Genomic DNA, 22,083 nt, shown 5'->3' on the forward strand with positions numbered 1-22,083 from the left:
TCTATATGTTTTCTAAAAAAATATTGTTAATCACTGGTGGTACTGGCTCTTTTGGTAACGCAGTTTTAAAACGGTTTCTAGATACTGATATTGCGGAAATTCGTATTTTCAGCCGTGACGAAAAAAAACAGGACGACATGCGTAAGCGCTATTCGAATCCTAAGTTGAAGTTTTATATCGGAGATGTTAGGGATTATAATAGCGTATTAACAGCTACTCGCAGCGTTGATTATATCTTTCATGCTGCGGCTCTCAAGCAGGTTCCGTCATGCGAATTTCATCCGATGGAAGCTGTCAAGACTAATGTTATCGGTACTGATAACGTCTTGGAGGCTGCCATTCAGAATGGTGTAAAGCGTGTGGTGTGTTTGAGTACGGATAAGGCCGTGTATCCTATCAATGCTATGGGTATTTCCAAAGCTATGATGGAAAAGGTGATGGTCGCAAAATCCCGTAACGTGGATGAGAAAAAGACCGTTATCTGTGGGACGCGCTACGGTAACGTAATGGCGTCGCGTGGTTCAGTTATTCCATTGTTTATCGAGCAGATTCGTGCCGGTAAACCTTTGTCGATTACTGATCCTAACATGACACGTTTCATGATGACTCTCGCTGATGCGGTGGATCTGGTTCTCTATGCGTTTGAACACGGTAATAACGGTGATTTGTTTGTGCAGAAAGCGCCTGCCGCTACGGTTGAAATACTCGCTCATGCTTTAACGGATCTATTGGGCAAGCCAGATCATCCAGTGCAGATCATTGGTACACGCCATGGAGAAAAGCTTTACGAAGCGCTACTGAGTCGTGAGGAGATGGCCTGTGCTGAAGATATGGGTGAATACTTCCGTGTGCCACCGGATTTACGTGATCTTAATTACAGCAAGTTTGTTGAGCAGGGCGAAGAAAAGATTTCCCGAACCGAAGATTATAATTCACATAATACCGAACGCCTGAATGTTCTGGGTATGCAGAATTTACTATTGAAGCTTGACTTCATGCGAGCTATTCAGCGTGGTGAGCATGCCACGCCCGAGGAGTGATCATGAGAGTTCTTATAACAGGCGCGAATGGATTCGTCGGTAGGAATCTGACTGTCCATTTAGGCGAACGAGAAGACGTCGAGGTATATCAGTTTTCTCGAGAAAATGACTTACGAGACCTTGTTTCACTCGTAGCACAGGCTGATTTTGTTTTTCACTTGGCAGGCGTAAATCGCCCGCAGGATCCGGAGGAGTTTCAAACCGGAAACGCCGATCTTACACAAGCATTATCAAGCGCCATTGTAGCCAGTGGGCGTAAAATACCTGTAGTTTATACTTCGTCGACTCAGGCGGAGAATGAAAATGCGTATGGTGCAAGTAAGCGTGCTGCTGAAGAGATTTTGCGTATTCTCAGTTCCGAGCACGGTTCGCCGGTGTATTTATTTCGGTTACCCAATGTCTTTGGTAAGTGGGCGCGTCCAAACTATAACTCTGCGGTGGCTACGTTTTGCCACAATATCGCACGCGATCTTCCTATCCAGATTAATGATCCTCACGCGAACATTACGCTTGTCTATATCGATGATGTAATCGATCGTTTTATTGCAGTGATGGATGGTGTAGTTGCGCCTGACTTATTCAATGATGTGGTACCGCATTATAATATTACAGTAGGGGAGTTGGCGCAGCAATTACAAGCATTCCGCAACAGTCGTGGTACGTTGATCACTGAGCGAGTTGGGACAGGATTGCCGCGGGCACTTTACTCTACTTATCTCAGCTATTTGCCCCCTGAAAATTTTACCTATGAGGTGCCTAAATATGGCGACTCACGTGGGGAATTTGTTGAGATGCTCAAGACGTCTGATTCTGGGCAGTTTTCTTTTTTTACTGCGCATCCTGGTGTCACGCGGGGAGGGCATTATCATCATTCCAAAACTGAAAAGTTTTTGGTTATACGCGGTGAAGCCTGCTTCAGATTTAGGCATATTGTTTCCGGTGAATTCTATGAATTATTCACTGACGGTCTGCGGCCGGTGGTTGTTGAAACAGTTCCTGGATGGACGCACGACATCACGAATGTCGGTGAGGTGGAGATGATCGTTATGCTTTGGGCAAATGAAGTATTTGACCGGGAGCACCCTGATACTTACGCCTTGTCGGTCGGCACGCAGGCTTGAGTGAAGACGCGGAGAATAATGATGAAGCAGATGAAAGTTGTGACTGTTGTAGGTACTCGGCCGGAAATTATTCGCCTGTCTCGAGTTATGGCTGCGCTGGATGAGCATTGTGAGCACGTTCTGGTGCATACCGGCCAAAACTATGACTATGAACTTAATCAGATTTTTTTTGACGATCTAGGTATTCGTAAGCCGGATTTTTTTCTAAATGCAGCGGGCGCCAGTGGCGCTGAAACGATTGGCAATGTGATCATTGCAGTTGATCGCGTGCTGGCGGAGGTGAATCCCGAGGCGTTGCTGGTACTTGGTGATACTAATAGCTGTATGGCTGTTATTCCTGCCAAGCGCCGTAAAATACCTACTTTCCATATGGAAGCTGGTAATCGCTGCTTTGATATGCGAGTGCCAGAGGAGATTAATCGTCGAATTGTTGATCACACCGCAGATATCAATCTCACATACAGCACCATCGCGCGCGATTACTTGCTGCGCGAGGGCTTGTCGCCGGACATGGTCATTAAAACGGGCAGCCCGATGTTCGAAGTGCTTCAGTACTATAGATCAGGCATTGAGGCGTCTGATGTCGTTAATCGCTTGGGGCTCGAACCCGGTAAGTTTTTCGTGGTCAGCGCACATCGGGAGGAAAACATTGATTCAGATCAAAATTTCCTAAAGTTAGTGGATGTACTAAATGCAGTTGCTGAGCATTTTGGATATCCAGTGATTGTTTCAACCCACCCTCGTACTCAAAAGCGTGTTGATGCGCTTAACATAAAATTTCATGAAGGTGTGCGTTTACTCAAACCATTGGGCTTCAAGGACTACAACAAGCTGCAGTTAGACTCCAAGGCCGCGTTGTCTGACAGCGGTACCATCAACGAAGAGTCGTCAATACTCAACTTCCCTGCTTTGAATTTACGTGAAGCGCATGAGCGTCCGGAAGGGATGGAAGAAGCGGCGGTGATGATGGTAGGCCTAGAGGTAGAACGCGTGATGCAGGGCTTACTGTTGCTCGACAGCCAGCGACGTGGCGGTGAGCGTAGTTTACGTCTTGTTGCGGATTACAGCATGCCAAACGTAGCTGATAAGGTGATCCGGATCATTCACAGCTATCGCGATTATGTTATGCGCGTAGTCTGGAAAAGGTATTAACTAAATGGCAGTTCGTGTTTTGCTTTTGACTCAGTGGTTCGATCCTGAACCCACTTTCAAAGGACTGGTTTTTGCGCGAGAGCTTGTAAATCGAGGCTTTGAAGTTGAAGTCGTTACTGGCTTCCCCAACTACCCGGGTGGCAGGATTTATCCTGGCTTTAGCATGCGCTTGATCAAAAAAGAAGTAATTGATGGAGTCAGAGTTACACGGCTGCCTTTATATCCCAGCCATGGCCAGAGTGGCGTAGGTCGAGTCGCGAATTATATGAGCTTTGCGGCAACAAGTTTATTGTATGGCTTGTTTGGTGCAAAGCGTCCGGATGTAATTTATGCTTATCATCCACCGTTGACAGTAGGCATAGCGGCGGTGTTTATCAGGTTTTTCCGCCGCGTGCCAGTAGTTTATGATATTCAGGATATGTGGCCTGATACATTGCGTGCAACGGGAATGTTTTCAAATGAAGCAGCGTTGAATGTCGTTTCAAAAGTTTGTAATTGGGTCTACCGACATGTTGACCAGTTAGTGGTTTTATCGCCGGGGTTCAAGCGTCTCCTAATCGAGCGCGAAGTTCCTGAAAAGAAAATTGAGGTCATTTATAATTGGTGTGCGGAAGATCAGATTACGGCATCTACTTATAAGATTCCGGATGGGTTTCCGAACGACTCGCGCTTCCGCGTGCTTTTTGCCGGAAATATAGGTAAAGCCCAAGCGCTTGACTCTGTTCTCGACGCTGCGAAGATTCTGCAGTTGCGGGGCAAAACCATGGTGTTTGTATTCTTGGGGGGCGGGGTTGAAGTTAAACGCTTGGAGCAAAGGGTAAATGATGAGGGGCTGAATAATGTAGTGTTCCTGCCGGCGGTTTCCATGGCGCAGGTCGGAAACTATTTGAGCAGCGCGGACGCGCTGCTGGTTCACCTTAAAAAAGACCCGTTGTTTACCATCACGATACCGTCTAAGACTCAAGCATACATGGCGGTTGGCAAGCCATTACTGATGGGCGTGGATGGTGATGCGGCTGACTTGGTCACCCACAGTGGATGTGGTCATATCGCGCAATCTCAGAATCCGGAATCATTGGTTGAGGCAGTTGAAAAATTGATGAATGCAACGCCTGCCGAACGGAATGCAATGTCTGAAAAGGGTCGTGACTTCTACCGAGCTAATTTGTCGTTGCGCAAAGGTGTCGATGGTTTTGCCGTGATTTTTAAGCGGCTTGCCAGAAAACGTAGCCAGTGAGAGTCGGCAGCGTTAAAGTGTCAGTATCAGTACAGAGTGCGGGATTGCCAGATGCTCAAGCGGTTATTTGATATAGTTGCATCGTTTTTTGGGCTGTTGTTGCTATCGCCCGTCATTGCACTTGTCGCCTGGCAGGTCCGTCGAAAGCTGGGCACCCCGGTGCTTTTTCGCCAGGTGCGTCCTGGATTGCACGGCAAGCCTTTCGAAATGATCAAGTTTCGCACAATGAAAGATGCCTGGGACGCAAATGGTGACGCTCTGCCTGACTCTGAACGCATGACCACATTTGGCACTTTTTTGCGCTCCAGCAGTCTCGATGAGCTTCCGGGCTTATGGAATGTTTTAAAAGGCGAAATGAGTTTGGTCGGGCCGCGTCCACTGCTGATGGAATACCTTCCGCTTTATAGCCCGCAACAATTTCGGCGACATGAAGTTCGTCCAGGCGTTACAGGCTGGGCGCAAGTCAACGGGCGTAATGCGCTGAGTTGGGAAGATAAATTCAAACTCGATATATGGTATGTCGACAACCACACGCTCTTGCTAGACTTGAAAATTGTGTTCTTGACATTGAAAAAAGTGATTGTCCGGGAAGGCATCAGTGCTAACGGTGAAGCAACGATGTCTAAGTTCACAGGTGGTAACCAATGAAGCGTTTAGCTATTGTCGGTGCCGGCGGTCACGGTAAAGTTGTCGCTGATACGGCAGAGTGTTGCGGCTGGGATGTTGTCGAGTTCTTCGAGGACGCATGGTCTGGACGTGAGATGAACGGCGCATGGCGAATCGCAGGTGACACCTCGACCCTGTTGAACCATCTCAGTGAATATGAGGGGGTTTTAGTGGCCATCGGTGATAATAAGGTCCGTCATGCCAAGCTTGCAGAACTCGCGGGAGCAGGCGCGCAGTTAGTTTCGTTGATTCACCCCGACGCAACCATTAGTCGGTATGCTGCAATAGGTATTGGGTCAGTTGTTTTTGCGGGCGTGGTGGTGAATGCAGATACTCAGGTAGGTCCGGGTGCAATTCTGAATACTGGGTGTAGTATTGATCACGATTGCACGCTTGGGGATGCCGTCCACATCAGCCCCGGTGCAAGGCTCGCGGGGACTGTCCGGGTCGGCAGCATGAGCTGGATAGGAATTGGCGCCTGTGTGAGGCAGTCCTTGCAAATTGGTTCCCTGGTAATGGTTGGGGCTGGTGCGGTAGTGGTCGCTGATATCGCCGACTCACAGACAGTCGTTGGTGTGCCAGCCAAACCACGTTAAGCGCGCTCTGCGGCTTGTAGAGCGCAGGTGGTCACCAGGAATTATGACAGACGAACGGACGCATACTGCGGCCCTTACTTTTATTATCGAATCAATGGGTACTGTGTTGTGTTGAATACTCCCTTTTCTCCTTGGCCCTCTTTTACTACCGAAGAAGCCGACGCGGTACGCGATGTTATCCTTTCCAACAAAGTAAACTATTGGACTGGTAAGGAATGCCGCGAGTTTGAAAAAGAGTTCGCCGCTTGGTCAACTACCGAATACGCCATTGCGTTGGCAAACGGTACTGTCGCTCTCGATTTGGCGCTATTGGCATTGGGCATTGGCGCTGGCGACGAAGTAATTGTAACGTCGCGCACGTTCCTTGCTTCGGTATCCAGCATTGTTAATGCAGGCGCTATTCCGATATTTGCTGATGTAGATCGCGACTCGCAAAATTGCAATGCACAGACAATCTCCTCCGTCGTAACCACACGCACTCGTGCGATTATATGCGTTCATCTGGCCGGCTGGTCTTGTGACATGGACCCGATCATGGAACTGGCTGATGCCCATGGTTTGAAGGTGATTGAGGACTGTGCGCAGGCACACGGTGCTGTTTACAAGGGGCGCCCGGTGGGATCCATCGGGCATATCGGCGCTTGGTCGTTTTGCCAGGATAAAATCATGACCACGGGCGGTGAGGGCGGCATGGTTACCACAAATGATCGCTCTTTATGGCTGAAGATGTGGGCGTTCAAGGATCATGGTAAGAGCTGGGAAGCGGTGTATGAACGTGAACACCCACCTGGGTTTCGGTGGGTTCACGAGGGATTTGGAACTAACTGGCGTATGCTTGAGGTACAAGCGGTGATAGGCCGCATTCAGTTACGCCGAATGCCCGAATGGCAAGCCAGCCGCTTGGCCAATGCCCGCCGTATATGGAATTGCGCTCATGAATTGAATGGACTTCGAGTGCCCTCTATCCCCGCAGATATTGTTCATGCCGCATACAAATGCTATGTGTTTGTCGAGCCTGCACAGCTGAAGCCCGATTGGAATCGTGATCGTCTCTTGTCTGAGATTAGCGGGCGCGGTGTACCCTGCTATTCGGGCTCATGTTCCGAGGTGTACCTTGAAAAGGCGTTTGACAACACCGGGTTTCGTCCTTCACGCAGGCTCCCTGTTGCTCAAGACTTGGGCGAAAATAGCTTGATGTTCCTTGTGCATCCCACGCTTGAGGCATCTGAGATTGATAAAACCTGTAAAGTGCTAAGGGAAGTCATGAGCTTGGCAGCAGTGGATTAAATCTGCGTACGGTTTACTGAATAAGTGGTCTGGCTTGTTTTTTAGCTAAAAAGCTTGCCAGTCGGCGAGATCCAGTGGCGATATAGCACAGTGAGTGCGTTGGTTCATGTCGTCAAACTGGTAACGTAAGTTGCAGGAGCGGTACGAGGTGGTTGAAGGTGTTATGGAGAAGTTGAGAGCTTTATTACTGGGTTTACCGCGTCGTCAGAAGCGTCTGATACAGGTATCCACAGACGTTGTTCTGGTTTGGTTTGCGCTGTGGATGGCTTTTGTGGTGCGGTTGGGGATCGACGAAATGGTCAACCCAGTTATTCAGCACCCATGGTTGTTTCTGACTGCTCCAGTGGTGACTATCCCACTGTTCATCCGTTTTGGAATGTACCGCGCTGTAATGCGTTACTTTGGTAACGACGCGCTGGTCGCCATTATCAAGGCAGTGAGTCTCTCCTCGTTGATTCTCGGAGTTGTCGTTTACTGGTATAGCAACCATCAGAATGTAGTCCCACGCTCCATCATCTTCAACTTTTGGTGGTTGAGTCTGATTATGATCGGTGGCTTGCGTTTGGCCATGCGTCAGTATTTCTTAGGCGACTGGTTCGCTGCATCACAACATGTACCGTTCACCAATCGTGACGACGGCCTGCCGCGTGTCGCCATATATGGTGCGGGTGCTGCCGGCAATCAATTGGTTGCAGCTTTGCGCATGGGCAGGGTGATGCGGCCCGTGGCGTTTATCGATGATGACACCAGCATAGCGGATCGTATTATTTCTGGTCTTCAAGTTTACAAACCCAAGCACATCCAACGTATGATCGATGCCACAGGTGCGCAAGAGATCCTGTTGGCTATTCCATCCTCCAATCGCGGTCGCCGTCGTGAAATTCTCAGTTTCCTAGAAGGTTTTCCGCTGCACGTACGAAGTGTTCCCGGTTTTATGGACTTGGCCAGTGGGCGGGTCAAAGTAGATGACATCCAGGAAGTCGATATCGGCGATTTGTTAGGACGAGATACAGTGCCTGCGCAGGCGGAGCTGCTCGAACACTGTATCAAAGGGCAGAGTGTCTTGGTAACGGGGGCGGGTGGCTCGATTGGTTCAGAGCTTTGCCGACAGATTCTAACCTTGCGCCCCACCACCTTGCTGTTGTTTGAACACAGTGAGTTCAATCTCTACAGTATTCTTTCGGAGCTTGAGCAACGTGTCACCCGCGAATCGCTGCCGGTGAAGTTATTGCCGATCCTGGGGTCTGTGCGCAATCAGGCAAAACTACTGGATGTAATGAAAACCTGGCATGTGGACACCGTCTACCATGCCGCGGCCTACAAGCATGTGCCGATGGTCGAACACAACATCGCTGAAGGGGTGTTGAACAATGTTATCGGTACGTTGAACACGGCGCAGGCTGCACTGCAGGGGGGGGTCTCGAACTTTGTGTTGATCTCCACTGACAAAGCGGTTCGCCCCACTAATGTGATGGGAAGTACCAAGCGTTTGGCCGAGTTGACCCTACAAGCACTTAGTCGTGAACTAGCACCAGTGTTGTTCGGTGACGTGTCGAATATCTCGAGGGTCAATAAAACCCGTTTCACTATGGTGCGTTTCGGTAATGTGCTGGGATCTTCTGGGTCAGTGATCCCCCTGTTCCACAAGCAAATTAAGTCGGGTGGTCCGCTCACGGTTACGCATCCAAAAATTACTCGTTATTTCATGACCATTCCAGAAGCGGCACAGCTAGTGATCCAGGCTGGCTCCATGGGCCTCGGCGGTGATGTGTTTGTTCTTGACATGGGCGAACCGGTGAAAATCGTCGAGCTCGCAGAGAAAATGATTCATCTTTCTGGCTTGAGTGTTCGCTCAGAGAAGAACCCGCATGGAGATATCTCAATCGAATTCTCTGGCCTGCGTCCAGGCGAAAAGCTATACGAAGAGTTGCTTATTGGCGACAATGTGGTCGCTACGCAGCATCCGATGATCATGAGTGCCAATGAGGATCACTTGGCGTGGGATGTACTCAAAGCCAAGCTGTCAGAGTTGCTGATGGCCGTTGAGCAAGATGATTACACCCGTGTCCGCCAACTGTTGCGCGAAACGGTGAGTGGCTACTCCCCTGACGGCGAGATCGTTGATTGGATTTATCAGCAGCGCCGTCTGGAACCGTGAGTTAACACTCTGTTACTCACCCACCTTTGACACCTTCCAACCATCGCCTAAGTTAGGAAAGCAGCTTCGGAAAAGCTGCTTTCCTCTTATTGATGTTATGGAGCGTCACTAATGCAAAACACATTCATTTCCTCCCTCATCTTCGCCTTTCTCACCAGCCTCTCAGTCGCTACCACCGCAGCTCCAGTCGCCAAGCCCGGAGTAGCAGCTCCTACCCTAGCCCAGGCCGCCAAGACTGAGCAATCCACAAAGGTCAACCTCAACGCCGCCGATGCTGAAACACTACGTCGTGATTTGTTCGGCATTGGGGCCTCCAAGGCAAATGCCATCATCTCCTACCGCGAAAGCAATGGTCCTTTCACCGTAGTGGATGAGTTACTGGAAGTAAAAGGCATTGGTAAGGCATTACTCGAGAAGAATCGCGACAGATTGTTTATCAACTAACCTGGTGTACCCGAAAGGCCGGTCATTGATCGGCTTTTTCACGCTCTTAATTCTGCATCCGCCAATGCCCCAACGGCATTAAAGTTTCCTAAAGCTCGCTTCATCAGTATTCGTACCCTGCTCTGCTTCGGGTACCGCCGTTTACACGATCTAGCTATAGGTAGAACTCGCCAAGTGAATGGTCTCGTTGTATCCTTCTAATTTTTCGTATCATACTTAGCGTTCAGCATAGGCGGAGTTAAAGGCGATGGCCAAGGTTCTGTAAGCTCAAAATAGACGTACTTATTCCGATATGTTTTTGCGGAATTTGTACGCAGAAGTTATAGCGAAGCAAGGTGCTATCACGTTGCCAGGCTCCGATTACGCATAACTAATGCTTCTTTAGCTGCGCAGCGTTTTAAGTAGGTGGTTTTGCAAATGATATTTAGAAAAGATATAAACGGACTTCGAGCCTGGGCTGTAACTCTAGTTGTGCTATTTCATTTTGGAGTGGATTTTTTTAAAGGGGGGTTTTTAGGTGTAGATGTATTTTTTGTGATTTCTGGATTTTTGATGGTTGGAATAATAATTAACAGACTAGAGGTGGTCTCGCTGCGTGAACTGCCACAAGTGATATTGAAATTTTATTTTGCTAGGGCGCGCAGAATTTTGCCTGCGCTTATATTTTTAAGCGTGGTATTGATTGCCTTAGGGTGGCTGTATCTTTCCCCGCTAAGGTATCATGCGTTAGCAATCCAGATTGTTACATCTATTGGATTCGTATCTAACAATCTTTTCTTGCAGCAGAATGGCTATTTTGACATTGGTTCCCATCAGAAGATACTGCTCCATACTTGGTCTCTGTCGGTTGAATGGCAATTCTATATTGTGCTACCGTTAGTCATGAGTCTTGCGTGGATAATAAAAAGTGGCCGCAAATTTCAATTTCTAATTATCAGCATTAGCTGTTTAGCGTCGTTTGGGTATTGCTTGTATCTTTCTGAAGTAGATAAGGATGTCGCTTTTTTCTCTACCTTTTCCAGGTCTTGGGAAATGTTATTGGGAGGGTGTGTATATTTTCTTATCTCTGAAAGAAAAAAAGAATTATCTTGGCTCGCAAACGTAGGTTTTATAGTCATTATAGGCTCAGCGATATTATTGAGTGGTAAGTCGACCTGGCCGGGCCTCGCCACGCTACTGCCAGTGTCCGCAACAGTACTTATAATTTATGCGGGGTCTAATAGTTTTTGGACTTCGGGGCGACTGATTCAGTATGTTGGAACTCGATCATACTCAATTTATCTATGGCATTGGCCGTTAATCGTGTTAATTAGCTACCTAGGTCTTGATAATTCTGTAGATACGATATTTTTCGGTGTTGCTTTAACGTTTTTGTTGGCTGAGGTGTCTTATAGATTTGTTGAGCGCGGCGCAATAGAATATTTCCTACGCTTACGCATTGAGGCCAGGTTTGTTTTGTCAATCGTTTTGATTTTGTCCGTGGTATTGGTTGGCCATTTAATTCGTAAAGCAGATGGATATCCATCAAGATTGCCAGAAAGTGCTGTGGCTCTTTCGAAGTATAGGTTTGATTTTAACGACTATCGAATGGGCGAGTGTTTTTTAAACCCCGAGCAGCCTTATACAGATTTTAACGCGTGTGCTGAGCTTGATCCAAACAAGAAAGGGAGAACAGTATTACTGTGGGGAGATTCACACGCAGCACACCTTTATCCTGGTATAGTTCCTCGGATTTCAGCTAACGAAAATTTGATCCAGTTAACCGCGAGCGGTTGTCCGCCCTTTATAAATGTTGCTGTCGAAAATAGAGTTAACTGTAAGGCGATCAACAGTTTCGTAGAAAAATGGATAAAGGATAATCATCCGGACCAGGTAATATTGTCTGCACGATGGTCCTTTTACAACTGGTCTACATTAGAGAGGACTATTGATTTTCTTAAGCGAAACGGTGTCAAGGATGTAGTGGTGTTCGGGCCGGCGCCTATTTGGAGCGGTATTCTCTCTGATATTATGCTCAACAATGTATTGATCAACGGTTCGATTATTCCGGGTCGAGAAAAGCATTTTTTGATTGAGGACGCCGAAGTCAACGCTGGTATTAGGGGTATTAGTGAGAAAAGTGGGGCGCGATATGTGTCGGTTAAAGATGTGTTTTGCAATGTTGATGGATGTATGACCTATTTAGATGAGCCTAACGGGCCAGTACCTACAGCATGGGATCAGGCTCATCTATCTAGTCAGGCTTCTCAGTACCTAATCAGGAAGAGTGAGCTATTCAAATAATAATAAAAAACTAATAATTTCCCTTCCCTCGCTGAAATACAGATGCGTTAACGTACTTGTCGAATTTGCTGTTTTTTGGAGGGGGGCTTTCTAGGGTGAGTGCGAACGTATTATATCTGTCGCATGCGACGTTCAGAATGATATATTTATGGCATGACAGGAATGTGTCGAGGGAATATAGTAAGATTTGAGAAGGTCCTGATTTCTCAAAGAACTGTGTGGTGTAGGCGTCGTAAAAACACTACGATATTACCTAGGGTTTCCATGGGGCCAGTGCAAGAAGAGTATGATTAAGTGGAAATAATAAGTTTGATTGCCGCACTGTTTGTTATATTGGTTTCGTTGTTTTTTACTAAAGTTTTTCAGAAAGAACTGGTAAATCCTTCGTTTCGTAGCCGTTTTATAACTATCGATGGTTTAAGGGGCTATCTGGCTGTCTTTGTATTTCTCCATCATTCGTGTATATGGTATTACTATTTGCAGTCCGGCACTTGGGCGCTACCGCCGTCTAGATTGTTCGTGTATTTCGGCCAGGTGGGAGTGGCTTTGTTTTTTATGATTACGGGTTTTTTGTTTTTTAATCAGATTTTAAATAGTAGAACCAAAAAAATCGATTGGGCCCGTTTGTACATTTCGCGCTTTTTTCGATTAACCCCACTTTACTTTATATCCACTGTTTTGCTGTTTGTGATCGTGTGGGGTCTTACAAAAGACTCCCAACCTCAGTCATTTTCTCATAATCTCATTTCGAGTTTGAAGTGGCTTGGATTTACGATGTTTGGAGCGGCGGATTTAAACGGTTTACCTTCCACGTGGATTATTAACGCTGGTGTTACATGGACGCTACCTTACGAATGGTTTTTTTATTTGTTCTTGCCGGTTATTGCAACTTTGATGGGGTGTAGACCACCAGTTAAGTACTTTTTGTTTACTGCTTTTGCTGTTTATGTGCTGAGTAATTATGGTTATGATAAAAGTTTTGCATGGTTGTTTTTGGGTGGGATGTTTGCATCTGTGGTTGTTCGTTATGAAGTATTTAATAGGGTGGCGAGAAAAGGTGTTGTTTCGCTGTGTATAATTTTTATGTTGTTTTTTATGGGTTTTAATTATTCTGTAATTTATGTTGACTTGATTCCTCGTCTATTGCTTATTTGTGTATTTTGTTTTGTTGCGGGTGGAAATAGTATGTTTGGTGTTCTCAAACTTAAAGTGTCTATTCATTTGGGAGAGATGACTTATGGTATATATCTGTTTCATGGTTTGTTGCTGTTTTTTACGTTCAGGTTTGTCATTGGTTTCGATCATGCAAAACAGCTTTCTCCATTGGAGTTTTGGTGCGTTATTTCTGTGCTTACACCGATTTTAATAAGTTTGTGTGCGCTCGCTTTCATTTATATAGAAAAACCCTCCATGCAGAAAGTTGATGTGTTTGCATCCTGGCTTAGAGCGAAAAAGAATAATTATTAATGGTTCGGATATATTCTGCTCTTTGGGTGTTGGTTTCTTGCCTTACTTTGTTGTTTAAAGTCGCACTGTGGATTTTTAAGTAAAAGCTGATGAGCATATTGGTCAATATTTTTCTGGATTTATATTGAGTGTGTTGTTCTGAGTTTAATCTCCATCCTAAAAATAACTTTAAGTTTCTGAAGTTTGCGATTTACTCTTCATCTTTTCTTGAATGAAGAGGATGAGTTTTGGCCGTCAATGTATGAGCGAGATTGCTCGCGAGTTAATTACCACACGGCATCTTCCGCGACAGCCGGAGCGTCGATGATTTTCAGGAAGTTGAGAGGTTTGGGGATGGTAGATTTCTCCGATTTTTGCATCGGGTGCGTCATTATGAGCGGTTTAAGAAAGAACAGTGATCAGAGTATAGAGGATCGAATGGCGGCTTGAATCGGAGGTTTTTGGGACGCTAACGTTTCAACTCTCCCAGCAGCAGGTCTGTCGGGTTTTATTTTCTTTACGCTTGAGCTCAAAAAGTATTTGTCGGCTCACATCCGGCTAGATCCGATGCAACGCCAGCAAAAAATATCGATTACTCTTCCAATTATCACTCCCAACTTTGCAACATTCGTACGCGCATTCCGCTGTCAGTCTGTCCCTGAGTTTGGAGTATGTATGAGGCTGCGTGGCCGCAGTTACATTTTATTCTCACGCACCATTGGCATGAAATTTGATTGCATCATTATCCAATGATTGTTCAACAATTTTGAGGTAGTGATGACGCTCAATGTGTCTTTAGCCGACCAGATCGCTTTGGAGCTACGTGTCGACATCATCCGTGGTCGGTTATTGCCAGGTATGCCATTAATCGAGAAGGAGCTCGTCAACGCGTACAACGCATCGCGCAACACAATTCGTGAAGCGCTGCATCGCCTGGACCAAGAGGAGCTAACTCGCTATGTGCGCAATGAGGGTTTTTCGCCCAGGTCATTGCCCAGTTACGCCTGGTGTTCTGCGCCGCGCCGGATGAGCAGCGCTTCCAATCTCCCTGGCTGGAGCGCGACCATGAGATATATACGCTGCTGGCCAGCAACCAAACCCAGGCAGCCAGCGAGGCGATGAGCCTTTACCTGGACGATTCCGAACACCTTTCCCTCGCTCTGTTTGATCACCCTTGATAGAGGATTACCCCATGTACAAAGACTATCCGGCCGCTTATCAGGTCAGCAAAGGCTCAGCATTGCAGGTGGACAAGGCGTTCTATGAGCGTATCCGCGATCGCCAGGATCAGCGCACATTGATCGAACAATTCGAGGTACCGATCCGTACGGGCAGGGCATGGAAAGTACCGGCTGGGCATGTGTTCCGTGTGACCACACCATTTGGACCGCAGGTAGGCGACTTCAACGTATGGAACGCCAATGACCCGCGCGAGCGCTTGTGGGCTGCGCGCACGAGGCAATTGCAAGGCGCCCATGTCAGCACTCACGACCGTCTATGGTCGAACCTGCCCTTTTTAAGACCCTTGGTCACCATCACCGACGACAGCCTCACCAACTACGGCATCGATGAGCACGGCGGCCGCCTGCACGATTTGCTTGGCACGCGTTGCGACCCTTATGTGAACCGTATGCTGACCGGTGAGGACTTCCATCACCACTGCCACTCGAACCTGACCCGTGCGGTATTGCCTCATGGCCTGACTGAGTTCGACGTGCATGACGTGCTGAATATTTTCCAGTGCTCGGGCCTCAATCACGATGACATGTACTTTATGAAAGCCTGTCCGGCGCAGAAGGGCGATTACCTGGAGTTCTTTGCCGAGATTGATTTGCTGTGCGCGTTGTCGACCTGCCCGGGTGGGGATCTATCGCTGCCAATGTGGGGGCCTGATGCGCAGGACCCGCTGACGGTTTGTCGTCCGTTGGGGGTGGAAATCTACAGATTGGAGGATGGGTTACTGAGCGGCTGGAGCCAACCGGAACGTGCTGCCTACAAGGGGCAGCACGGGTTGCAGATTGCCAAGGCGGATTGGGAGTAACTCAAGATTCAGCGATCCTGCGCATCCTTGGCATCTGCCTGGGCATTGCGTTCTGCCACGCGTTTGCGTTGTTCGTCGGTGAGTTCCACTTTGTTGGCGCTGTCACGCAGCATCATCAGCCCACCGACGATCGACCCGATCGCTACTACCATAATCAACCACGCATACCACGGCATAAGGGCTCTCCTTGAGGCAGATGACCGTCGAAGAATTCTCCTACGGTGATAACTGCTTTGAGTTACGGGCTTTCTGAGTAGTTCATTGTAGGCCCGTTCTGCCTCGCAGGCCCTATAGTCCTGTCAACATCGCATCCGCGGGGGCATCGGCGCGGTCTTGTGCGGTGAGTTGGAAGTAGACGAAGCCCACCAGCATGAAGCCCAGGAAGATCAACCCGATCAGCGCATTGAACCAAGCCATTGCCACCAGGCACACCACCGCCAGTACCAATGCGATACCCGGCACGATGGGGTAGCCCGGTGCGCGGAAGGTGCGTTCCAGCAGAGGCTCGGTCTTACGCAGTTTGAACAGGCTGAGCATGCTCATGATGTACATGACGATAGCGCCGAACACGGCCATGGTGATCATGGCGGCGGTCAGGGTCATGCCGCCCAGGTTGATCAGGCCATCGCTGTAGATGGCGGCGATGCCGACCACGCCGCCTGCGATGATGGCGCGGTGGGGTGTCTGAAAACGCGACAGTTTGGCCAGGAAAGATGGCAGGTAGCCGGCGCGGGCGAGGGCAAAGAACTGCCGCGAGTAGCCGAGGATGATGCCGTGGAAGCTTGCTACCAAACCGAACAGGCCAATCCACACCAGCATGTGCAGCCAGCCGGAGCTTTCGCCGACTACGGTTTTCATCGCCTGGGGCAGTGGGTCGTTGATGTTCGACAAGGTGCGCCAGTCGCCCACGCCACCGGCGAAGAACATCACGCCCATGGCCAGGATCACCAGGGTCAGGATGCCGCTGATGTAGGCTTTTGGAATCGTGCGCTTGGGATCTTTAGCTTCTTCGGCCGCCATGGCCGCGCCTTCGATGGCGAGGAAGAACCAGATGGCGAAGGGGATCGCAGCAAACATCCCGGCAATTGCCGGCGCGCCGAAGGTGTCGGAACCGGCCCAGCCATTGAGGGCGAAATTGCTGAAGCTGAACGCCGGGGCGACCACGCCCATGAATACCAGCAGTTCGGCGACGGCGAGTACGCACACCACCAGCTCAAAAGTAGCGGCAAGTTTTACACCAAGGATATTCAGGCCCATGAACACAATATAGGCGCCAACAGCCGCGTGTTTCGGGTCCAGAGCCGGGAATTGCACGTTCAAATAGGCGCCAATGGCTAAGGCAATCGCCGGCGGAGCGAACACGAATTCGATCAGGGTCGCCAACCCGGCAATCAGGCCGCCTTTCTCACCAAAGGCACGACGACTGTAGGCAAACGGCCCACCGGCATGGGGAATGGCGGTAGTCAGCTCGGTGAAACTGAAGATAAAGCAGGTGTACATCGCGGCGACCATCAATGAGGTCACCAGGAAGCCCAAGGTGCCGGCCACGCCCCAGCCATAGCTCCAGCCGAAGTACTCTCCGGAGATCACCAGCCCGACGGCGATACCCCATAGATGCAGGGTGCCCAAGGTGGGTTTGAGGTGTGTGGTCATGGTGGGGTGCTCCCTGAAGGGGTTGGAATGATTCAGGGTGTTGCAGTGGACATGCCACTTCCCAAAGTGCTGTCGTAAAGCGGTGCGAGTGTCGTTGGCAGGATGGTTTGGCGTTTGAAACTGTATGGCGATGCACCAGGTGAGGGCGGTGGTGGCTGGGCTGGCGTTATCGGGAGCAAGCCCCCTCCCACATTTTGATCGCGTTGCCAACGCGCGCCTGCGGGACGTCTGACCCCTGTATAAAGCCCGCATAAAGCCACTCTTTACGCCATCTTTACGCCCCGGTCCCACCCTCGCTCTCGTTCCTTTACACCCCTCCTGCGGACAATGGCCCCACACGCGGCACTCGGCCGTTAAACGGAGAAACTTCCATGAGCGTTCTGGACGGGGTGTCACTGCTATTGGCCGTGGCGCTGTTCATTTATCTGCTGGTTGCGCTGTTACGCGCGGATCGGAACTAGGAGCAGGGCTATGCACAGTTATGACTATTGGCTGATCATCGCCTTCTTTGCCGTGGTACTGGTGCCGGCACCGTTCCTGGGGCGGTTCTATTACAAGGTGATGGAAGGCCAGCGTACCTGGCTCAGCCCAGTACTGGGGCCGGTGGAAAACGCCTGTTATCGCCTGTCGGGTGTGGATGCACAGCAGGAACAAAGCTGGCAGAAGTACATGCTGGCCTTGCTCGCATTCAACCTCGCGGGCTTCTTGCTGTTGTTCTCGATCCTGTTGTTCCAAGGCTCCCTCCCGCTCAACCCGCAAAAACTGCCGGGCCAGGAATGGACCCTGGCGTTCAACACTGCCGTCAGTTTCATGACCAACACCAACTGGCAGAACTACAGTGGTGAGGCGTCCCTGAGCTACCTCAGCCAGATGGTCGGCCTGACTGTGCAGAACTTCGTCAGTGCGGCGACTGGCCTCGCAGTCCTGGTCGCCTTATGCCGTGGGATTGGTCGCAAATCTGCCCAGACGCTGGGCAATTTCTGGGTCGACATGACCCGCGCCACCCTCTACGGCCTGTTGCCGTTGTGCCTGGTGCTGGCGCTGTTCCTGGTATGGCAGGGCGTGCCGCAAACCTTCGCCCATTACATTGATGCCGTGACGATGCAGGGCGTGGACCAAGTCATCCCCCTGGGCCCGGCGGCCAGCCAGATTGCGATCAAGCAACTGGGTACCAACGGCGGCGGTTTCTTCGGTGTGAACTCGGCGCATCCGTTCGAGGACCCGACGGCCTGGGCCAACCTGTTCGAAGTGGCTTCGATCATTCTGATCCCGGTAGCGTTGGTGTTTACCTTTGGCCACTACGTTAAAGACCTGCGTCAGAGCCGTGCCATCCTCGGTTGCATGCTGGCACTGTTCCTGATCGGCGGCGCGACGTCGCTGTGGTCCGAATACCAGCCCAATCCAACCCTGAACCACCCAGCCGTGGAGCAAACCGCACCGCTGGAAGGCAAGGAAACACGCTTTGGCACCACCGGTACCGTGCTGTGGTCGGTGACCACCACCGCGGCGTCCAACGGTTCGGTCAACGGCATGCAGGACAGTCTCAGCCCCCTGAGCGGGATGGTGGCGCTGGTTAACATGATGGTCGGAGAAGTGATCTTCGGCGGCGTTGGTGCCGGCATGTACGGCATGTTGCTCAACGTGTTGATCGCCGTGTTCCTCGCCGGCCTGATGATTGGCCGCACCCCGGAATACCTGGGCAAGAAGCTCCAGGCCAAGGAAGTGCAATTGCTGGTGGTGACCCTGCTGGTGATGCCGGTCGGTGTGCTGGTGCTGAGTTCCATCGCCGCCAGCCTGCCAGGCCCGGCAGGTGCCATCAGTAACCCCGGGCCCCACGGGTTCAGCCAGTTGCTGTACGCCTACACCTCGGCCAGTGCCAACAACGGTTCGGCGTTTGCCGGCCTCGGCGCCAATACCGCGTTCCATAACCTGATGCTTGGCCTGGGCATGTTGATCGGCCGCTTTGGCTACATCCTCCCGGTACTGGCCCTGGCCGGCAGCCTGGCGATGAAGAAGGCAGCACCGATTGGCCAGAACAGCTTCCCCACCCATGGCCCGCTGTTCGTCACTTTGTTGACCGTGACCATCTTGCTGGTGGGCGGCCTGACTTTCCTGCCAACGCTGGCGCTTGGGCCTATCGCTGAACACTTGAGCATGGCTGTTGCTAAATGAAGAGCCTAGGGGACATGAAAATGAATATGCCTGCAAAAAACGCGGCACCGGTCAAAACCCAGGAGCCTGCCAAAACCGCCATCTCGGCCCTCTGGCGTCCGGCACTGGTCCAGGCGTTCGTCAAGCTCGACCCACGCCAACTGCAACGCTCACCGGTGATGCTGGTGGTCGAACTGACCGCCATCCTCACCACCGTATTGTGCTTTGTGCCCGATACCACCGTGCCGACCTTTGTTGCAGTGCAAATCGCGGTGTGGCTGTGGTTCACCGTGCTGTTCGCCAACTTCGCCGAAGCCCTGGCTGAAGGCCGTGGCAAGGCCCGCGCCGACAGCCTCAAGGCCGGCAGCGAAGGCTTGAGCGCTCGGCGCCAGGAGACCGATGGCAGCTTCAAGGTGGTGCCGGCCACCAGCCTGCGCAAAGGCGATGTGGTGCGTGTCGCCGCCGGCGAAATGATCCCCGGTGACGGCGAGGTCGTCGAAGGTATCGCCGCGGTCAACGAAGCGGCGATCACCGGCGAATCCGCCCCGGTGATCCGCGAGTCCGGCGGCGACCGCTCGGCCGTTACTGGCAACACACGGCTGGTCTCTGACTGGCTGCTGATCCGCATCACCGCCAACCCCGGTGAGTCCACGCTGGATCGCATGATCGCGCTGGTGGAAGGTGCCAAGCGCCAGAAAACCCCCAACGAAGTCGCGCTGGATATCCTGCTGATCGGCCTGACCTTGATCTTCCTGCTGGTGGTGGTGACCCTGCAGCCCTTTGCCCACTTCGCCAATGGCAGCTTGCCCTTAGTGTTCCTGGTCGCACTGTTGGTGACGCTGATTCCGACCACCATTGGTGGCTTGCTGTCGGCCATCGGGATTGCCGGCATGGATCGCCTGGTGCGCCTCAACGTGATCGCCAAGTCCGGTCGCGCCGTGGAAGCGGCGGGGGACGTGCACGTATTGCTGCTGGACAAGACCGGCACCATTACCTTCGGTAACCGTCGCTGCTCGGCGGTGGTCGCTGCGCCTGGCGTCAGTGGCCGGGAACTAGCCGAAGGCGCGCTGCTGGCGTCCCTGGCCGATGACACGGCGGAAGGCAAATCCATCGTCGAATACCTGCGTGCCTTGCACCCGCAAGCCGAGCCGAGCCTGGATGAATTGACCGCTGTACCGTTCACTGCCGAAACCCGTTTGTCCGGTGTCGACTACCAGGGCCGAGTATTCCGCAAAGGCGCCGTGGATTCGCTGCTGGCGTTTATCGGTCAGCCACGCAGCGAGCTTCTACCGCCACTGTCGCGGGAGATCGACAAGATCGCCCAAAGCGGCGGTACGCCTTTGTTGGTGTGTGCCGATGGCAAGTTGCTCGGTGCAATTCATCTCAAGGACGTGGTCAAGCCCGGCATCCGCGAGCGTTTTGCCGAGCTGCGCAAGTTGGGGATTCGCACCGTGATGGTCACCGGTGATAACCCGTTGACCGCCGCCGCAATCGCCGCTGAAGCCGGTGTGGACGACGTGCTGGCCGAAGCCACGCCGGAGAAGAAACTCGCGCGTATTCGTCATGAACAGAACGATGGCCGCCTGGTTGCCATGTGCGGCGACGGCGCCAACGACGCTCCGGCGCTGGCCCAAGCCGACGTCGGCATGGCGATGAACGATGGCACTCAGGCGGCGCGCGAAGCCGCCAACATGGTCGACCTCGACAGCGACCCGACCAAGCTGCTGGACGTGGTGCAGATCGGTAAGGAATTGCTGGTGACCCGTGGCGCGCTGACAACTTTTTCCATCGCCAACGACGTAGCCAAATACTTCGCGATCCTGCCGGCGCTGTTCGCCTCGATCTATCCGCAATTGGGCGTGCTCAACATCATGCACTTGCAGAGCCCGCAGAGCGCGATCCTGTCGGCCATCGTGTTCAACGCGCTGATTATCGTGGTGCTGATTCCCCTGGCCCTGCGCGGCGTGCGGGTGCAGGCGGCGAGTGCGGCGGCCTTGCTGCGACGCAACCTGCTGATCTACGGCCTGGGTGGGCTGTTGGTGCCGTTCGTGGGTATCAAGGCTATCGACATGCTGCTGACCGCGCTGCACCTGGTTTGAACTCGCCCCGTTGGTTTGCCGAATTATTGAGGATTTGACGATGACTAAGATGATCCGCCCGGCCCTGAGCCTGCTGGTGCTCATGAGCCTGATCACTGGCGTGGCCTACCCGCTGGTGGTCACTGGCGTGGCGCAAGTGGCCTTCCCCGACCAGGCCAATGGCAGCCTGGTGCGCGATGCCAGTGGCAAAGTGCGCGGCTCCAGCCTGATCGCCCAGGACTTTACCGGCGACAACTGGTTTCACCCACGCCCGTCAGCCGGGGCTTTTGCGACGGTGTCCAGCAGTGCCAGTAACCTGGGGCCAAGCAATCCGGCCTTGGCGACCCGCATCTTCGAGGATGCCAGCAAGCAATCGGTGCCTGGCCAGGGCCCGGTGCCATTGGCTTCGCTGACTACCTCTGGCAGTGGTCTTGATCCACACTTGCCACCACAGGCGATTGCCTATCAACTGGCGCGGGTAGCGGCGGCGCGGAATGTGCCGGTGGCGACGTTGCAGCGGTTGTTGGATGAGCACATCGAAAGCCCGTTGGTAGGGCCGCCGGTGATAAACGTCCTGGCCCTGAACATGGCCCTGGAAAAACTCTGAACCACTGTGGGAGGGGGCTTGCTCCCGATAGCGGTGGTTCAGTCGAAATATCTGTCGCTGATACACCGCTATCGGGAGCAAGCCCCCTCCCACAGTTGATCTTCATTGACCTGAAAATACCTG

Annotated in this window: 18 protein-coding genes and 1 pseudogene; 17 read left to right on the top strand and 2 right to left on the bottom strand. The window is 51.6% G+C overall.

Features of this window, described 5'->3' with window-relative positions:
- Nucleotides 1–5 precede the first annotated feature (5 nt).
- From QZR30_RS22820 to QZR30_RS22880, 13 genes and pseudogenes are all read left to right on the top strand, one after another.
- Nucleotides 6–1,040, top strand: a complete 1,035-nt coding sequence (locus tag QZR30_RS22820; RefSeq protein WP_311904258.1) for a polysaccharide biosynthesis protein — start codon at nt 6–8, stop codon at nt 1,038–1,040.
- 2 nt (nt 1,041–1,042) lie between these two features.
- Nucleotides 1,043–2,161, top strand: a complete 1,119-nt coding sequence (gene wbjC / locus QZR30_RS22825; protein ID WP_311904259.1) for a UDP-2-acetamido-2,6-beta-L-arabino-hexul-4-ose reductase — start codon at nt 1,043–1,045, stop codon at nt 2,159–2,161.
- 21 nt (nt 2,162–2,182) lie between these two features.
- Nucleotides 2,183–3,313, top strand: coding sequence for a non-hydrolyzing UDP-N-acetylglucosamine 2-epimerase (gene wecB / locus QZR30_RS22830; protein WP_311904260.1), 1,131 nt, complete (start codon nt 2,183–2,185; stop codon nt 3,311–3,313).
- Nucleotides 3,314–3,317: 4 nt separating this feature from the next.
- Nucleotides 3,318–4,550 (top strand): glycosyltransferase family 4 protein, encoded by a 1,233-nt coding sequence (locus tag QZR30_RS22835; RefSeq protein ID WP_311904261.1) that lies wholly within the window; start codon nt 3,318–3,320, stop codon nt 4,548–4,550.
- Between the two features lie 51 nt (nt 4,551–4,601).
- Nucleotides 4,602–5,198, top strand: a complete 597-nt coding sequence (locus tag QZR30_RS22840) for a sugar transferase (protein WP_311904262.1) — start codon at nt 4,602–4,604, stop codon at nt 5,196–5,198.
- Nucleotides 5,195–5,812, top strand: coding sequence for an acetyltransferase (locus QZR30_RS22845; protein ID WP_311904263.1), 618 nt, complete (start codon nt 5,195–5,197; stop codon nt 5,810–5,812). Before QZR30_RS22840 ends, QZR30_RS22845 begins: the two co-directional genes overlap by 4 nt.
- 108 nt (nt 5,813–5,920) lie before the next feature.
- Nucleotides 5,921–7,099 (top strand): DegT/DnrJ/EryC1/StrS family aminotransferase, encoded by a 1,179-nt coding sequence (locus QZR30_RS22850; protein ID WP_311904265.1) that lies wholly within the window; start codon nt 5,921–5,923, stop codon nt 7,097–7,099.
- Between the two features lie 163 nt (nt 7,100–7,262).
- The gene (locus tag QZR30_RS22855; protein ID WP_311904283.1) at nt 7,263–9,257 is read left to right on the top strand and encodes a polysaccharide biosynthesis protein; all 1,995 of its coding nucleotides are present in this window, start codon (nt 7,263–7,265) and stop codon (nt 9,255–9,257) included.
- Nucleotides 9,258–9,368: 111 nt separating this feature from the next.
- Complete coding sequence (locus QZR30_RS22860) at nt 9,369–9,701, top strand: ComEA family DNA-binding protein (protein ID WP_311904266.1); 333 nt, start codon at nt 9,369–9,371, stop codon at nt 9,699–9,701.
- A gap of 417 nt (nt 9,702–10,118) precedes the next feature.
- Entirely contained in the window at nt 10,119–11,984 is a 1,866-nt protein-coding gene (locus tag QZR30_RS22865) for an acyltransferase family protein (RefSeq protein WP_311904268.1), read from the top strand.
- A gap of 294 nt (nt 11,985–12,278) precedes the next feature.
- The gene (locus tag QZR30_RS22870) at nt 12,279–13,451 is read left to right on the top strand and encodes an acyltransferase family protein (RefSeq protein WP_311904269.1); all 1,173 of its coding nucleotides are present in this window, start codon (nt 12,279–12,281) and stop codon (nt 13,449–13,451) included.
- A 756-nt stretch (nt 13,452–14,207) separates the two neighbouring features.
- Nucleotides 14,208–14,608, top strand: a pseudogene (locus tag QZR30_RS22875) (GntR family transcriptional regulator).
- A 14-nt stretch (nt 14,609–14,622) separates the two neighbouring features.
- Nucleotides 14,623–15,471 carry an urea carboxylase-associated family protein gene (locus tag QZR30_RS22880; protein WP_311904271.1) on the top strand — a complete coding sequence of 283 codons (849 nt, stop codon included), beginning with the start codon at nt 14,623–14,625 and terminating at the stop codon, nt 15,469–15,471.
- An 8-nt stretch (nt 15,472–15,479) separates the two neighbouring features.
- Here the strand turns inward: QZR30_RS22880 and QZR30_RS22885 are convergent, their stop codons facing one another.
- Nucleotides 15,480–15,647 carry a DUF2897 family protein gene (locus tag QZR30_RS22885; RefSeq protein ID WP_003172675.1) on the bottom strand — a complete coding sequence of 56 codons (168 nt, stop codon included), beginning with the start codon at nt 15,645–15,647 and terminating at the stop codon, nt 15,480–15,482.
- 112 nt (nt 15,648–15,759) lie between these two features.
- Nucleotides 15,760–17,124, bottom strand: coding sequence for an ethanolamine permease (eat, locus tag QZR30_RS22890; protein ID WP_046071562.1), 1,365 nt, complete (start codon nt 17,122–17,124; stop codon nt 15,760–15,762).
- Between the two features lie 371 nt (nt 17,125–17,495).
- On the opposite strand from eat, the gene kdpF reads away from it, so the two are divergent.
- The 4 genes from kdpF to kdpC are packed head-to-tail and all read left to right on the top strand — an operon-like array spanning nt 17,496 to nt 21,960.
- Complete coding sequence (gene kdpF, locus QZR30_RS22895; protein ID WP_003218754.1) at nt 17,496–17,585, top strand: K(+)-transporting ATPase subunit F; 90 nt, start codon at nt 17,496–17,498, stop codon at nt 17,583–17,585.
- Between the two features lie 10 nt (nt 17,586–17,595).
- Complete coding sequence (gene kdpA / locus QZR30_RS22900) at nt 17,596–19,296, top strand: potassium-transporting ATPase subunit KdpA (protein ID WP_046071563.1); 1,701 nt, start codon at nt 17,596–17,598, stop codon at nt 19,294–19,296.
- A 20-nt stretch (nt 19,297–19,316) separates the two neighbouring features.
- Entirely contained in the window at nt 19,317–21,374 is a 2,058-nt protein-coding gene (gene kdpB, locus QZR30_RS22905; RefSeq protein ID WP_311904274.1) for a potassium-transporting ATPase subunit KdpB, read from the top strand.
- A 40-nt stretch (nt 21,375–21,414) separates the two neighbouring features.
- Complete coding sequence (gene kdpC / locus QZR30_RS22910; RefSeq protein WP_056846421.1) at nt 21,415–21,960, top strand: potassium-transporting ATPase subunit KdpC; 546 nt, start codon at nt 21,415–21,417, stop codon at nt 21,958–21,960.
- Nucleotides 21,961–22,083 lie beyond the last annotated feature (123 nt).

Origin of the sequence: Pseudomonas sp. rhizo25 (assembly GCF_031931935.1) — a bacterium.
GTDB classification, from domain to species: Bacteria; Pseudomonadota; Gammaproteobacteria; order Pseudomonadales; family Pseudomonadaceae; genus Aquipseudomonas; species Aquipseudomonas synxantha.